We start from the raw sequence: 15276 nt of genomic DNA, 5'->3' as shown, positions 1-15276 counted from the left end.
GTTCTGCCCGCTATAAAGGAAAGCTGGAGGAGGTACCATCCCGTAGCGGGCATCGGACGTTGGCCAAGAGCCCTGTTACTGAAATCTGAGCCATGCCTGATGCGCATGGAAATATCGGCATCAGTCAAGGGCGCGCAGGAAACGAAGGTTCACTTCATCGTGTAAGCTCAAATTGCGAAAGACTCGAAAGTCATTTTCGACTGCGCGGGCGGTTCGCGTTACGACTGGGCGAAGGAGGCATGCATTTATCGCACTGCTGCGTTGCAACAACGAGGATTGGCAGCCGCGAGGCTTTTGGATAAAACACAAGCATCGAAGCGGCGCACTCCTCCTCCCAGCGCCGCTCGGTAGGATCGGCAATACTCCTCCTCCTCCCAATTGCCGATCGAGTTTAAGAGCCTGGCGCACCTCCTCCCGCGCCAGGCTCTTTTCGTTTCGGCTTCTGCCGACTTCCAAATTGCCCTCTCCCCGCCGTTCGCCGGCATTCCGCTTGATGCTTTGCGGGTTGGCACCATATAAGCTGCTCCGAGCTACAGCGAGGGAGACAAAAATGACGGCAAAATTCGGGACCAGTGGCCTCAGGGGCCTTTCATCGGATCTCATCGGCGCCGTTTCAGCCCTTTACTCCACCGCTTTCGCCCGTTACCTCCTGGCCGAAGGGCTTGCGCAGGCCGGCTCACCGGTGGTGGTCGCGCGCGACTTCCGCCCGTCGAGCCCCGAGATCGCCGCGACGATCATGGCCGCCCTCCGGCGTGCCGGGCTTGAGCCGATCGACTGCGGGACCATCGCAACGCCGGCTCTGGCCCTTTACGGCGCTTCGCTGGGGGCGGCCGGCATCATGGTGACCGGATCGCATATCCCGGCAGACCGCAACGGCATCAAGTTCTACCGGCCCGACGGCGAGATCAACAAACAGGACGAGCAGGCGATCACACGGATCGCCGACGCGCTGGCCGACGATCCCGAGGCGAACCTCGTGGAGAGCGCCGTCGGCGATGAACAGGAAGGCCAGGCGAGTGCGCTGTTTCTAGATCGCAATCTCCATATTCTGCCAGCGGGGTGCCTGGAGGGGAGACGTATCGGCATTTACCAGCACAGCACCGTGGCCCGCGACATGATGGTCGACGTGTTCCAGCATTATGGGGCAACCGTCTTTCCGCTCGGCCGATCGGACGTGTTCATCCCCGTCGATACAGAGGCGGTTTCGGTTGATACCGTGACCCAGCTCGCACACTGGAGTGACGAGCTGGCGCTTGACGCAATCATTTCAACCGACGGCGATGGTGATCGACCGCTGGTGGCGGACGAACATGGTTTGCCGTTGCGTGGCGACCTGCTTGGACTGATTGCGGCGCGGTTTCTCAAGGCCGGCGTTGTCGCAACCCCTGTCACGTCGAATTCCGGCCTCGAACAGGATGGCGGCTTTTCAGTCATCCGCACGCGGGTCGGCTCACCCTATGTGATTGCCGCAATGGAGACGGCGCTGGCGGAAGGCCGCGAGCGCGTGCTCGGCTTCGAGGCGAATGGCGGCTTGATGCTGGGCTCGGACTTCACCGTGGAAGGCACCCTGCTGAAGGCGCTTCCGACGCGCGACAGTTTCCTTCCGGCGCTGGCGGCGCTCGGTATGGCTGCCCAGAACGGACAGTCGCTGTCCGACCTTGCCAAGGCCTTCAGTCTGCCGGTGGCATTGAGCGACCGGCTGGAGAACTTCGCGACAGAGCGGAGCACTTCGCTGATGGCCCATATCCGGCAATCGCGCGACAACCTTGCCGGCTTCCTCGCGCCGATCGGCGCCGTGGCCGGGGTGAGTGATATCGACGGGGTTCGCGTGACGCTTGCCGATGGGCGGGTCATCCATTTCCGACCGTCGGGCAACGCGCCGGAGATGCGGTGTTATGTCGAAGCCAAGACCCATGGCGAGGCCGAGGCACTAATGAAAACCGGGTTGGAACTCCTGCGCGGTTGGGCCGGTTAAACCGGCGGCCGATGCCTGGCGTATTGGTCATGACACAACGCAAGAGGATCTCATGACCAAATGTGCCTGGATTACCGGTTCGAGCTCCGGCATCGGCCGGGCACTGGCCAAACGGCTGGTGGACGACGGCTACCGCGTGGCCGTCAGCGCCCGTAATGCCGAGTTGCTTGCGGCACTTGCCGCCGAACACCCCGGCCGGATCGTTGCCTTTCCGCTCGACGTGACCGATGGCGAGGCCGTGCGTCGCGTCGCCGATGCCGTGACGACAGCCATGGGGCCAATCGATCTCGCGGTCTTTGCTGCCGGTTCCTATACCCGCGATTATGCCGACGACTTCAGCGTCGAGCGGATGCGACAAATGTTCGATCTCAACGTCATGGGAACCGCAAATTGTCTGGAAGCGGTAATGCCGGGCATGATCGCGCGCAAAGCCGGACATATCGCCGTCGTGGCGTCCGTCACCGCGTATGTGGGCCTGCCGGGAGCGGCGAGCTACGGCGCGACGAAGGCGGCGCTGAACAGCCTTTGCGAGGCGCTGCATCCAGAGCTTGCAAGCCATGGGGTCACGCTGAGCGTCGTGAACCCAGGATTTGTGGCGACACCCCTTACAGAGAAGAACGACTTTCCGATGCCCTTCCTCGTGTCGGCCGAAGAGGCAGCCGACATCATTGCCAGGGGTTTGGCCAGCGACACGTTCGAGATCATCTTTCCATGGAAGATGGCGCTTGCCATCCGCCTGCTGCATGCCCTGCCACACAAGCTTCGCTTCGCGCTGACGCGCAAGATGCTGCGCTCCTGAAGGCAGGTGCCGAAGTGGCCGGCTCCGCCTTTTTTGTTCAGGCTGGCTTGTCCAGCCTGAATTGAACCACATCGATGCGGCCGACGCGGAAGCCGACGGCGCAGTAGTGCAGATAAAGCCGCCACATCCGGTAGAAGCGACGGTCGAAGCCGAGGGGCTCGATCGACGACCAGCTGTTGGCGAAGGCATTGTCCCACGCAATCAGAGTCCGATCATAATCCCGACCGAAGCGGAAGCGGTCGCCGATCTCAAGGCCCGCACGGCTCGCATCGCGCTCGAAAATCGTCACGGAGGGCAGCATGCCACCCGGGAAGATATAGGTCTGGATGAAATCAGCGCTGCGGCGGTATTGCTCGAAGCGGCTTTCGTCGATCGTGATCGTCTGGATCATTGCCTTGCCGCCCGGGACGAGGCGTTCCTGCACGGCCTTGAAATAGACCGGCCAGTTCTCTTCGCCAACGGCTTCGAACATCTCGATCGAGACGATCTTGTCGAACTGTCCCTGACAGTCGCGATAGTCTTCGAGCCGGATGTCGACGCGGTCGGAAAGACCGGCTTTCTCCAGACGTTCGCGGGCGAACTTGGCCTGCTCGACGGACAGTGTCAGGCCTGTGACCCGGCAGCCGGTGGCGCGAATGGCGTGTTCGGCGAAACCACCCCAGCCGCAGCCGATCTCCAGCACGTGGTCATCCGGTCCGATGTTCAGCTCACGCACGATGCGGGCATATTTGGCTTCCTGCGCCTCGGCGAGAGACAGGCCGGGCGCCTCGTAGAGAGCCGAGGAATAGGTCATCGTGCGGTCGAGCCACTGGCTGTAGAACGCATTGCCCAGATCGTAGTGGAAGGCGATGTTTCGCCGGCTACCTTTTTTGGAATTCCGGCGCAGCTTGTGGCGCAGCCGCGCGATGCCCTCGAAAATGGCCGAGGATGAGAGGATCTTGCCGAGTTCGGCTTCGTTCGCCAGGGCGAATTCCACGACACTGCCAATATCAGGGCTGTCGAGGTCGCCATCGATGAAGGCCTGGGCGAAGCCCAGAGTACCGCCGGTCAGAATGCGAAGCACCGGCTTGGCGTTGCGAACGCACAGCGTGGCATGGGGACCCGGCAGCCTGCCGACGGCGACGTGTTGACCATAGCCTTCAAACTGGAGGGTCAATCGGCCAGCGGTAACACGGTCAGCCCAGCGGCACAGCAGACGCTGCCAGAACGGCAGGGAGGCGACTACGGACGGCATTTCTCGTTCGGCGTGACTCATCACTTGTTCATCCCATTCTGCAGAACGATCGTCGAGGCGATCGGCTTGGCTGCAGGCGCGTGGCGATAAACCGGAACCCCCTTCAGCCAGAGCCGCAGCGCTTCCCAATGTATCCCCCCCATCACTTTCAGGGTCATCAGGGGATAGGTCACCAGCATGCGCAATAAGCTCGCATCCGACAAGGGGGCGCGTTTGCCGGAAAAGAGCGCCGTCAATATTGGCCCTTCGCCATCGCTTTCACCAATGTGCACGCCGACCTTCTCATCGGGGGGATTGATGCGGAAATCATAGACGCAGTCCATGGGCAGGAAGGGCGAGACATACATTTCCTTCGCACATTGGTGCCTCAAAACCTCCTGCCCTTCCTCGACCGGGATGACATAGGTGTGGCGCTCGTTGAAGGTGTTGCAGACCTCGTAGAGCACGGCCTGCAATCGACCGTCGCGGTGATGGCAAAAATAGACGGTGAGTGGATTGAAGACGTAGCCGAAGATGCGGGGATAGCAGAGCATGCGGATCCTCGAACCCTTGGCCTCAAGTCCGGCCGCCTCAAGCCGCCCTTCGACCCATTGCCGCAACTGGCCGACATGACCATCACCGTGATCTGCGTCATAGACGGCATATAGGGATCGGCGGTTGTGGCCGAAAAAGCGAAGATCCCGGTCGAGATCCGCGATCTCATCAAGGTCGATCAGCAGGGAAAACACGCTGTAGCGCAGCTTGTGCTGCCTGGGGCGAGTACGCACATGCACGACATGGCCGGCATAAATGGCAGACTGCAAGCTCATTCGGCCGCCTCAAGGTGCCGGGTGATGACGATGCGGCCGGACTCGTTTTCGACAGACCAGGGACGGCGTATACCGCCGAGAGCCTCTGCTACCGCAAGGCCGGCCTGCAGGCCATCCTCATGGAAGCCACTGCCGAAATAGGCGCCGCAATACCAGGTGTTGCGATGGCCCTGGAGCTGCCAGATCTGTTTCTGCGCCCGGATGGCAGCGGCGTCGAACAGGGGATGTTCGTAGTTGAAGGTCTGGATCACCTTGGCCGGATCGATCGGGCGGCAGGGATTGAGCGTGACGAACAAGGGCGTTTCGGGATCGAGGGACTGGAGCTTGTTCATCCAATACGTGACGCAGAGCATTTCGCCGGCTTCATCCTTGCGGCTCGCGACATAGTTCCAGCTTGACCAGACAGATTTCCGCTTCGGCATCAGGGCTTCATCGGAATGCAGCACGGCGACGTTTGGCGTGTATTGGAAAGCTTCCAGCAGCTGACGCTCCCGCGTATCCGCATCCTGCAGCAAATCGAGGCTCTGGTTGGCATGGGTCGCGAGCACGACGTCGTCGAAGGTCTCGGCATGGCCGTGGATGTCAATCACCTCCACGCCAACAGCCAGGCGCCGAACATGGGCAACGGCGGTCGACAGGCGGACGGTGCCGCGAAAATCGGCAAGGATGCGCGCGACATATTCGCGGCTGCCGCCTTTCACCGTGCGCCAGCGCGGGCGATCGGTGAGCGTCAGCAGGCCGTGATTGACGAAGAAGCGGATGAAGGCTTGCAGAGGGTAAAGTCGCATCTCGGAGGCCGTTGTCGACCAGATCGCAGCGCCCATGGGCAGCAGGTGGTCTTCGACGAAGCTATCCGCATAACCGGCGGAGGCGAGGTAGTCTCCAAGCGAGACGCCATCCAGTTCCGGGCGATCCAACAAGGCAGGCGCTTCACGGTAGAAGCGCAGGATGTCCTTCACCATGCGCCAGAAGCGGGGACGGAGAAGATTGGTCTTCTGGCCGAGCAGACCGCCGAGGCCAGAGCCTGAATATTCGAAGGCACCATCACCGAGCGAGGCGGCAAAGGACATGTCGGATGCCAGCGTCGGCACGTCGAGATGCTCGAAGAGCTTTACGAGATTGGGATAGTTGCGATCGTTGTAGACGATGAAGCCGGTATCAACAGGCGTATCCTTGCCGCGCCCCGGCGCCAGGACCGTGTTGGAATGGCCCCCCGGGCGACCTTCGGTCTCATAAAGCACGACTTCGGCGCTGCGGGAGAGGAGCCAGGCGCAGGACAGGCCAGAGATACCCGACCCAATGACCGCAATCTTGCGCTTCCCGCCAAATGCGGCCCTCGTAACGCCAATATCCATAAACCACACATTCCCTTGTCGCGAAAATTCTGTTTGCATCTGACTACGCACAAGCTTGGCCAGTGGATCGACCGAAGCTAATAAATTCGTCACGGGTGATCCGATTTTCCGGCCAGGGCGTAGTCGGCTTCATGATCAACATGATTCCCATGCAGGCCGATGCGTGCCACAGTGGTCCCGGGCGTAACGCACGGCAGACTGCCGTGGCCAAGCCCCAGCGAGGGATAAGAAACGTTTCGATGACCGGATCGGTTGATGAGTTAGAGCCGCATAATTTCTCGCAACTCCTGGCTTCCGTCGGTCGTGATCGTGATGTCGAAGCGTTCGAGACAATCTTCAAGCATTATGGCCCCAAGGTGCGTGCCTATATGGCAAAGCTCGCGCGTGACGGGCAGGCCGCCGAAGAACTGATGCAAGAGACCATGCTCGCCGTCTGGAACAAGGCGGCGCAGTTTGACCCGTCACGCGGAAACGTCTCGAGCTGGATCTTCACCATTGCGCGCAACCAGCGCATCGACGCCTTCCGCCGCGCCAGGCGTCCGGTGTTCGATCCGTCGGACCCGGCCTTCGTCCCCGACGATGTGCCAGCCGCAGATATCGAATTCGAAGGGCGCCAGGAGGCAGATCGTCTGCGGCGCGCCATGGAAACCCTACCACCCGAACAACTCGAACTCCTCAAAATGTCATTCTACAGAGAAGCATCCCACAGCATGATTGCAGCCGAACTCGGCCTGCCGATGGGAACCGTCAAATCGCGGATCCGCCTGGCGTTTGCCAAGCTGCGCGCAGCGCTGGAGGAGCGGGCATGACGCTCCAGGTTCAACACCATATCAGCGACGAGCTGTTGCTCGATTATGCCAGCGGCACGCTTGCGGAAGGCTGGAGCATAGCCGTTGCCACGCATCTGGCGCTGTGCCCCAGTTGCCGCGACCGGCTGTCCTTCATGGAACATGCCGGCGGCGAATTGTTGGAGGCTGTCGACATCGATCAAACATCCAGCGCAACAGACAGCTGGCAGGCGATGAAGCGCAGGCTTGCCGCAGAGACGGACAAGCCGGCGGCTCAGGCGAAGCCTCGTGCGGCCGCTGCCAACGATGCGGTGCTGCCGGAACCGCTGCGGTCATATCTGGGCGCCGACGTGGACGGGCTGAAGTGGCGGGCGCTCGGACGTGGCGCCTATCATATTCCGATCAAGACCGGCGACACAGGGAGCCAAGTGCGGCTTTTGAGGATCCCGGCTGGCAAGCCCGTTCCGGAGCATTCTCACGGTGGACGCGAGCTGACGCTGGTGCTCAAGGGCGCCTTCACCGATGGCTCGAGCGTCTTCCGGCGTGGGGATCTGGAAGAAGCAGACGAGACGCTGACGCACCAGCCGGTGGCGACGCCGGAGGAGGATTGCATCTGTCTGGCCGTCACCGACGCGCCGCTCAAGTTCAAGAGCCTGATCGTCAGGCTGGTGCAACCCGTTCTCGGGATATGAACCCGGCAGGCTTCATACCTGCCCTTCACGGAGATGACGAATGATCTATCTGATCGCCTATGTATCGACGGCCGTCGTCTTCTTTGCACTCGACTACGTGTGGCTTACACGCGTTGCGATCGGATTTTACCGGCAGAATATCGGCGAGCTTCTGCTCGCCACGCCGAATTTCGCGGCGGCCGGGATCTTCTACCTCTTCTATGTTGTGGGTCTCGTCTATTTTGCCGTGATGCCGGCGCTTACGGCAAACAGCGTGGTAACGGCGCTGCTGCATGGGGCTCTGCTCGGCCTGCTCGCCTATGGCACCTATGACATGACCAATCTGGCAACGCTCAAGGGCTGGTCGCTTTCGGTCAGCCTCGTCGACATGGCCTGGGGTGCGGTTCTCTCCGCAACGGCTTCTGCCGCCGGCTATCTCGTCGTTTCGCGTTACGCCGCCTGACGACTGGCGGGCGCCGCCTGGCCGCCCTATGTTTCCTCCATGATCAAACCGGACCTCCTGCTGCACCCGACGCCGGGCGGGCTTTATTGCCCCATAGGCGATTTTTACGTCGATCCGGTGCGGCCGGTCGGGCGCGCACTGATTACCCATGGCCATTCCGACCATGCGCGCTCGGGGCATTCGCATGTGCTGGCGACGCAGCAGACCCTCGACATCATGGCGATCCGCTATGGTGCAGATTTTGCGGGTTCGTCGCAGGCTGCCGGATTTGGCGAGACGGTTGATGTCAACGGGATTTCCGTGCGGTTTCATCCGGCAGGTCATGTTCTCGGATCGGCGCAGATCGAGATCGAAAAGGATGGTACACGCATCGTTGTCTCCGGTGATTACAAGCGGGGCGTAGATCCGACCTGTGCCAGCTTCGAACCCGTGCCCTGCGATGTGTTCATCACCGAGGCGACGTTCGGGTTGCCCGTTTTCCATCATCCGCCACCTTCCGGCGAAATCGAGAAGCTTTTGACGTCGCTGCGGCAATTTCCGGAGCGCAGCCACCTGGTCGGGGCCTATGCGCTCGGCAAGGCTCAGCGGGTGATCTCTCTCATTCGCCGCGGAGGCTATGACCAGCCGATCTATATCCATGGCTCACTCACCAAGCTCTGCGACTACTACGAGAGCCAGGGCGTCGATCTTGGAGAACTGCGGCCCGCAACGACCGAGGATAAGAAGTCCGGGAGCCTGAAGGGCGCCGTGGTGATCGGACCGCCGTCAGCCTTCAACGATCGTTGGGCACGGCGTTTCGAAGATCCACTGCCGATCTTCGCCTCCGGCTGGATGATGGTGCGCCAGCGCGCCAAGCAGCGCGGGGTGGAGTTGCCGCTCGTGATTTCCGACCATTGCGACTGGCCGGAACTGTTGGACACCATCCGCGAGGTTGGGCCGCAAGAGGTCTGGGTCACGCATGGGCGTGAGGAAGCGCTGGTGCGGTGGTGCGAGCTCTCCGGCATCGCGGCGCGGCCGCTGCATCTCGTCGGCTATGAAGACGAGGGGGATTGAGCAATGAAGGCCTTTGCCAATCTTCTCGACCGCCTGGTGCTGACGCCGAGCCGCAACGGCAAGCTCACCCTGCTCGTCGATTATTTCAAGTCGACACCGGACCCGGACCGCGGTTATGCGCTGGCGGCGCTGACGGAGGGGCTTGATATCAAGGGCGTGAAGCCAGCCCTGCTCAAGGAACTGGTGCTGGAACGCATGGATCCGGTGCTGTTCCAATATTCCTACGACTATGTGGGAGATCTCGCCGAGACGATTTCGCTGGTCTGGGAGCCGTCCGACACTCAGGACGTGGCGGAAGCGGACGATCGACTGTCGACGATCGTGGAGCGGCTGCAGCGGTTGGGGCGGAGCGAAACGCGCGGGTTGATGCGGGCCCTGCTCGACCGGCTGGATACGTCAGAGCGCTTTGCGCTGATCAAGCTGGTGACGGGTGGTTTGCGAATCGGAGTTTCGGCGCGGCTGACGAAGCAGGCGTTGTCGATTTTCGGCAGCAAGGATGTGACCGAAATCGAGAGCCTGTGGCATGGGCTGAAGCCGCCCTATCTCGATCTCTTTGCCTGGCTGGAGGACCGCACGGACAAGCCGATCCTGGCAACACCGGCGATCTTTCATTCGGTGATGCTGTCGACGCCGATCGAGGACCGGGATATTGCCACGCTCGACCCGGTGGATTTCGCTGCAGAGTGGAAATGGGACGGCATCCGGGTGCAGCTCTCGTGTGCGGGCGGGCGCAACCGGCTCTATTCGCGTTCGGGCGATGACATCTCAAATGCCTTCCCGGACATTACCGAGGCGGCGCGGTTCGAAGGGGTGATCGACGGCGAACTGCTGGTCGGCGGGACCTCGCGGACGAATGCGCCGACGCGCACATTTTCCGACCTGCAGCAGCGGCTGAACCGCAAGACGGTGACCGCGCGGATGCTGGAGGACTATCCGGTCTTCATCCGGGCCTATGACATTCTCTTCGATGGCGCCGAGGATGTTCGACCCGAAGGTTTCCTCGCCAGAAGGGACCGCCTAACCGCCCTGATCGAGCGGCAGATGCCTGATCGGTTCGATCTGTCGCCGCTGGTGCCGTTTTCGACCTGGGAGGAACTGGAGCGGCTCAGGGCAGACCCACCCGATCCCGTCATCGAAGGGGTCATGCTGAAGCGATACGACAGCGTCTATCAGGCCGGGCGCGCCAAGGGGCCGTGGTTCAAGTGGAAGCGCGATCCGATGAATGCCGATGCGGTGCTGATGTATGCGCAGCGCGGGCATGGAAAACGCTCGAGTTATTATTCCGACTTTACCTTCGGGGTGTGGACGGCCGTTCCAGGCGAAGGTGATGTGCTGGTTCCGGTTGGAAAAGCCTATTTCGGCTTTACCGATGAGGAGCTGGAGGTTCTGGACCGCTTCGTGCGCAACAATACCGTGGAGCGCTTCGGCCCGGTTCGCAGCCTTAGGGCCGAGCCGGAGCACGGTTTCGTCGTCGAGGTGGCCTTCGAAGGGCTGGCGCGGTCAACGCGGCACAAGTCGGGAATTGCGATGCGCTTCCCGCGCATTGCGCGGCTGAGGCAAGACAAGCTGCCGAAGGATGCCGATCGGCTGGAGACGCTGGTCGCCATGCTTTGACGACCGGCGTGTTTTACAGGCTCAGCGGCTGGTGAGGCAGCGCGAGACGCTGTCCTGCCAGCCGGCGATGGCAGCTTCCCGTTCGCCCGTTGCCATTGATGGCTCGAAGCGGCGATCGCGCTTCCAGGTGGCGGCGAAGCCGGCCTGATCGGGCCAGAGACCGGCACGGGAGCCGGCAAGCCATGCAGCGCCCAAGACTGTGGTCTCAAGGACGACGGGGCGGTCGACCGGGGCGGCCAGAATGTCAGCGAGGCGCTGCATCGTCCAGTCGGAGGCCACCATGCCGCCATCGACACGCAGCACTGTCTTAGAGCTGGCGCCCATCCAGTCCTTCTTCATCGCTTCGAGCAAGTCATGAGTCTGGTAGGCGACGCTTTCGAGCACGGCGCGGGCAAATTCTGCGGGGCCGGTGCCGCGGGTCAGGCCGAAGATCGCGCCGCGTGCATCGGGATCCCAATAGGGTGCGCCGAGGCCGGTAAAGGCAGGCACGAGATAGACGCGCTGGTTCGGGTCTGCCTTGCTGGCGAGTGCATCGGTTTCGGAGGCTACCTTGACGAAGCCCATCTCGTCGCGGAGCCATTGCACGGCAGCACCGGCGATGAAGATGGAGCCTTCGAGCGCATAGGTGGTCTTGCCGTTCAGGCGGTAGGCGATCGTGCTCAAGAGACGGTTCGACGACGTGACTCGGTCGGTGCCGGTGTTAAGCAGCGCGAAGCAGCCCGTGCCATACGTGGACTTCATCATGCCCGGTTCGAAGCAGGCATTGCCAATGACGGCGGCCTGCTGATCGCCGGCGACGCCGAGGATCGGGATTTCGGCGCCGAGCACGGCCTTGTCGGTGATGCCGAAGTCGTCGGCGCAGTCCTTGACCTCGGGCAGCATGGCGCGGGGGATATCGAGGATCGCGAGAAGTTCGTCGTCGAAGCGGTTTTCGCCGATGTCGTAGATCAGGGTACGCGAGGCGTTGGTGGCGTCCGTAGCATGGACCCGGCCGCCGGTCAGCTTGAAGATGAGCCAGCTATCGACCGTGCCGAAGCAGATCTCGCCGTTGTCGGCGCGCGTCTTCAGGCAGTCAACATTCTTCAGGAGCCAGGAGAGCTTGGTGCCGGAGAAATAAGGATCAAGCAGCAGGCCGGTCTTCTCGGTGAAGAGCGCTTCCAGACCCTTGTGCTTCAGCTCGTCGCAGAAGCGGGCGGTGCGGCGGTCCTGCCACACGATGGCGCGGTGGGCGGGCTTGCCGGTCTTGCGGTCCCAGACGACGACGGTTTCGCGCTGGTTGGTGATGCCGATCGCGGTGATATCGGCAATCGTAATCTTTGCAGCAGTGAGAGCCTTGTCGATCGTCGCGAGCACACTCTGCCATATCTCGTCCGCATCATGTTCGACCCAGCCGGAATCCGGAAAATGCTGGGTGAACTCCTGCTGGGCGACGCCGACGATATGCATCGCGTGGTCGAAGATCATCGAGCGGGTCGAGGTGGTGCCCTGGTCGATGGCCAGAATGTAGCCGCTCATCCGTCTGAAACTCCCTTATAGAAGAAGCCGGGGCGTAGATATCGCCCCGGCGGTTGTCAATGATCAGAGACTGATCCGGATCACTTCTGCCAGCTCTTGACCAGTTCGTCGTAGTTGACGGTGATCGGCTTTTCCTTCTCGTTCTCGATCTTCAGCTGCGGTGCGAGGTTGCCCTTGGCGACTGCATCCTTGTTCCAGTATTCGAGATCATGCTCTTCGGCGAGCTTCGGACCGATGTCACCCTGGACGCCTGCACGCTCAAGACGCTGCAGGACCTTTTCCTGCTCGGCGCAAAGCGAGTCCATGGCTTCCTGGGCGGTCTTTGCACCCGAGGATGCATCACCGATCGCCTGCCACCACAGCTGTGCCAGCTTCGGATAGTCAGGGATGTTCGTACCCGTCGGCGACCACTGGACGCGGGCCGGCGAACGGTAGAACTCGATCAGACCCCCGAGCTTCGGCGCACGGTCGGTGAACGACTTGTGCTGGATCGTCGATTCGCGGATGAGCGTCAGGCCGACATGGCTCTTCTTCACGTCCACGGTCTTCGAGGTGACGAACTGCGCATAGAGCCAGGCGGCCTTGGCGCGGTCATCGGGGGTCGACTTCATCAGCGTCCAGGAACCGACGTCCTGATAACCGAGCTTCATGCCGTCCTTCCAGTAGACGCCATGCGGGCTCGGCGCGAAACGCCACTTCGGGGTACCGTCCTCGTTGACGACGGCGAGGCCTTCCTTGACGAAGTCGGCGGTGAAGGCGGTGTAGGTGAACATCTGCTGGGCGACGTTGCCCTGGGCAGGCACCGGACCGGCTTCACCGAAGGTCATGCCCTGGGCTTCCGGCGGTGCATAGGCCTTCAACCAGTCGAGATATTTCTGGATGGCGTAGACCGAGGCCGGGCCGTTGGTATCACCGCCACGGGCGACGCAAGAGCCGACCGGCTGGGACTTCTCGTTGACCTTGATGCCCCATTCGTCGACCGGCAGACCGTTCGGCAGGCCCTTGTCGCCATTGCCGGCCATGGAGAGCCAGGCATCGGTGAAGCGCCAGCCGAGCGACGGGTCTTTCTTGCCGTAGTCCATGTGGCCGAAGACCTTCTTGCCGTCGACTTCGCGACCGGTGAAGAACTCGGCGATGTCTTCATAGGCAGACCAGTTGACGGGAACGCCGAGGTCGTAGCCGTACTTGGCCTTGAAGTCGGCCTTGTTCTTCTCGTCGTTGAACCAGTCGTAGCGGAACCAGTAGAGGTTCGCGAACTGCTGGTCGGGCAGCTGGTAGAGGTCGCCGTCCGGAGCGGTGGTGAACTTGGTGCCGATGAAGTCATCAAGGTCGAGATTGGGATTGGTGACGTCCTTGCCTTCGTTGGCCATCCACTTGGTCAGCGAACGGGCCTGCTGGTAGCGCCAGTGGGTGCCGATCAGGTCCGAGTCGTTGACATAGGCGTCGTAGATGTTTTCGCCGGACTGCATCTGCGTCTGCAGCTTCTCGACGACGTCGCCTTCGCCGATCAGGTCATGGGTGATCTTGATGCCGGTAATGGCCTCGAACGCCGGTGCGAGCACCTTGGATTCGTATTCATGCGTGGCGATGGTTTCGGAGACGACCTTGATCTCCATGCCGGCAAAGGGCTTTGCCGCATCGATGAACCACTGCAGTTCGGCTTCCTGGGCCGCACGGTCGAGGCTCGACATGTCGCCGATCTCGGTGTCCAGGAATTTCTTTGCCGCGTCCATGTCGGCGAATGCCACGCCGGTCATGGCGAGCAGCATGGCCGCCGTCGTCGTCAAAAGGTGCTTTCGCATTTTCGTCCTCCCTAAGGTTGCGATTGCAGAGTTTCCAGTCCGTCAGGATGGCGACCTCCCGCCGCCATCCGCCGTTGTCCGGCTCTATACGTAGCGAAATACGCCGATGGCGTAGACCACGGACAGAGCGAGAGCCCACCACAGGTTCGGCCCAACAAGACCGAGCCAAGCGAGATGAATGAAGGCGGAGCCGAGCAGCGACACGAAGAGCCGGTCGCCGCGCGTAGTCTCAAAGCGCAGCACGCCGACACGCGGATTGCCGCCGGGTGAAAAATATTCCCAGACCGCCATCGAGACGATCAGCGTCAGGATCGCGATGAAGAAGAGCGCCGTCGGCAGCGTCCAGGCCATCCATGTGAAGTTCATCGACGCCTCCTCAGACGCGGCCCAGGGCAAAGCCCTTGGCGATGTAGTTGCGAACGAAATAGATGACGAGCGCGCCCGGGATGATGGTGAGCACGCCGGCGGCTGCCAGCACGCCCCAGTCCATGCCCGAGGCCGAGACCGTGCGCGTCATGATGGCGGCGATCGGCTTGGCGTCGGTGGTGGTCAGCGTACGGGCAATCAGAAGCTCCACCCAGGAGAACATGAAGCAGAAGAAGGCGGCGACACCGATGCCCGATGCGATCAGCGGAATGTAGATCTTCACGAAGAAGCGCGGGAAGGAATAGCCGTCGATATAGGCAGTCTCGTCGATTTCCTTCGGCACGCCGGACATGAAGCCTTCGAGGATCCAGACCGCCAGCGGCACGTTGAACAGGCAGTGGGCGAGTGCCACCGCGATATGCGTGTCGATCAGACCAAACGCCGAATAGAGCTGGAAGAAGGGCAGCGCGAAGACGGCGGGCGGCGCCATGCGGTTGGTCAAGAGCCAGAAGAACAGGTGCTTGTCGCCGAGGAACCGGTAGCGCGAGAAGGCATAGGCTGCCGGCAGGGCGGCCGCCACCGAGATCACCGTGTTCAGGCACACATAGATGATCGAGTTGATGTAGCCCTTGTACCACGACGGATCGGTGAAGATCACGGCATAGTTGGCGAGCGTCGGATTGACCGGCCAGAGCGATAGCGCGCCGGTGATTTCCGAATTGGTCTTGAAGCTCATGTTGACCAACCAGTAGATCGGCAGGAGCAGGAAGACGATATAGACCGTCGGGATGACGAAGCCGAAGCGCGAACGATCGTCGGAATTGCTCATCGA

General features: G+C 61.6%; 14 protein-coding genes. 7 read left to right on the top strand and 7 right to left on the bottom strand.

Annotation, left to right across the window (positions count from 1 at the left end; all coding sequences use genetic code 11):
* Window positions 1-550: 550 nt before the first annotated feature.
* Window positions 551-1975 (top strand): phosphomannomutase, encoded by a 1425-nt coding sequence (locus tag DFO46_RS21795; RefSeq protein ID WP_120279065.1) that lies wholly within the window; start codon window positions 551-553, stop codon window positions 1973-1975.
* 52 nt (window positions 1976-2027) lie between these two features.
* Entirely contained in the window at window positions 2028-2774 is a 747-nt protein-coding gene (locus DFO46_RS21790) for an SDR family NAD(P)-dependent oxidoreductase (protein ID WP_120279064.1), read from the top strand.
* Window positions 2775-2811: 37 nt separating this feature from the next.
* Here the strand turns inward: DFO46_RS21790 and DFO46_RS21785 are convergent, their stop codons facing one another.
* The 3 genes from DFO46_RS21785 to DFO46_RS21775 are packed head-to-tail and all read right to left on the bottom strand — an operon-like array spanning window position 2812 to window position 6172.
* Complete coding sequence (locus tag DFO46_RS21785) at window positions 2812-4029, bottom strand: cyclopropane-fatty-acyl-phospholipid synthase family protein (RefSeq protein WP_110793910.1); 1218 nt, start codon at window positions 4027-4029, stop codon at window positions 2812-2814.
* Window positions 4029-4817 carry a DUF1365 family protein gene (locus tag DFO46_RS21780; protein WP_120279063.1) on the bottom strand — a complete coding sequence of 263 codons (789 nt, stop codon included), beginning with the start codon at window positions 4815-4817 and terminating at the stop codon, window positions 4029-4031. The genes DFO46_RS21785 and DFO46_RS21780 overlap by 1 nt, the downstream gene beginning before the upstream one ends.
* The gene (locus DFO46_RS21775) at window positions 4814-6172 is read right to left on the bottom strand and encodes an FAD-dependent oxidoreductase (protein ID WP_120279062.1); all 1359 of its coding nucleotides are present in this window, start codon (window positions 6170-6172) and stop codon (window positions 4814-4816) included. The genes DFO46_RS21780 and DFO46_RS21775 overlap by 4 nt, the downstream gene beginning before the upstream one ends.
* Before the next feature lie 239 nt (window positions 6173-6411).
* Between DFO46_RS21775 and DFO46_RS21770 the strand changes: the two genes are divergently transcribed.
* From DFO46_RS21770 to DFO46_RS21750, 5 genes are read left to right on the top strand one after another with little or no spacing between them, the layout of a single operon-like run.
* Complete coding sequence (locus tag DFO46_RS21770) at window positions 6412-6981, top strand: sigma-70 family RNA polymerase sigma factor (RefSeq protein WP_110793913.1); 570 nt, start codon at window positions 6412-6414, stop codon at window positions 6979-6981.
* A complete protein-coding gene (locus DFO46_RS21765; protein ID WP_120279061.1) occupies window positions 6978-7652 on the top strand; it encodes a ChrR family anti-sigma-E factor in 675 nt (224 codons plus the stop codon). Before DFO46_RS21770 ends, DFO46_RS21765 begins: the two co-directional genes overlap by 4 nt.
* A 40-nt stretch (window positions 7653-7692) precedes the next feature.
* Window positions 7693-8094 (top strand): DUF2177 family protein, encoded by a 402-nt coding sequence (locus tag DFO46_RS21760; RefSeq protein WP_120279060.1) that lies wholly within the window; start codon window positions 7693-7695, stop codon window positions 8092-8094.
* A 39-nt stretch (window positions 8095-8133) separates the two neighbouring features.
* Window positions 8134-9147, top strand: a complete 1014-nt coding sequence (locus DFO46_RS21755) for a ligase-associated DNA damage response exonuclease (RefSeq protein WP_183041992.1) — start codon at window positions 8134-8136, stop codon at window positions 9145-9147.
* Between the two features lie 3 nt (window positions 9148-9150).
* Window positions 9151-10761, top strand: a complete 1611-nt coding sequence (locus DFO46_RS21750; RefSeq protein WP_120279059.1) for a cisplatin damage response ATP-dependent DNA ligase — start codon at window positions 9151-9153, stop codon at window positions 10759-10761.
* Window positions 10762-10782: 21 nt separating this feature from the next.
* On the opposite strand, the gene glpK is transcribed toward DFO46_RS21750, so the two are convergent.
* The 4 genes from glpK to DFO46_RS21730 form a co-directional block, all read right to left on the bottom strand.
* Entirely contained in the window at window positions 10783-12276 is a 1494-nt protein-coding gene (glpK, locus tag DFO46_RS21745) for a glycerol kinase GlpK (protein WP_120279058.1), read from the bottom strand.
* Between the two features lie 80 nt (window positions 12277-12356).
* Window positions 12357-14078, bottom strand: a complete 1722-nt coding sequence (locus DFO46_RS21740; RefSeq protein ID WP_120279057.1) for an ABC transporter substrate-binding protein — start codon at window positions 14076-14078, stop codon at window positions 12357-12359.
* An 84-nt stretch (window positions 14079-14162) separates the two neighbouring features.
* A complete protein-coding gene (locus DFO46_RS21735; protein WP_062277451.1) occupies window positions 14163-14444 on the bottom strand; it encodes a DUF2160 domain-containing protein in 282 nt (93 codons plus the stop codon).
* A gap of 10 nt (window positions 14445-14454) precedes the next feature.
* Window positions 14455-15273, bottom strand: coding sequence for a carbohydrate ABC transporter permease (locus tag DFO46_RS21730; RefSeq protein WP_120279056.1), 819 nt, complete (start codon window positions 15271-15273; stop codon window positions 14455-14457).
* Window positions 15274-15276 lie beyond the last annotated feature (3 nt).

The organism is Rhizobium sp. AG855 (assembly GCF_003610655.1).
GTDB lineage: Bacteria > Pseudomonadota > Alphaproteobacteria > Rhizobiales > Rhizobiaceae > Allorhizobium > Allorhizobium wuzhouense.
This window is presented reverse-complemented; position numbering and strand designations above follow the sequence as displayed.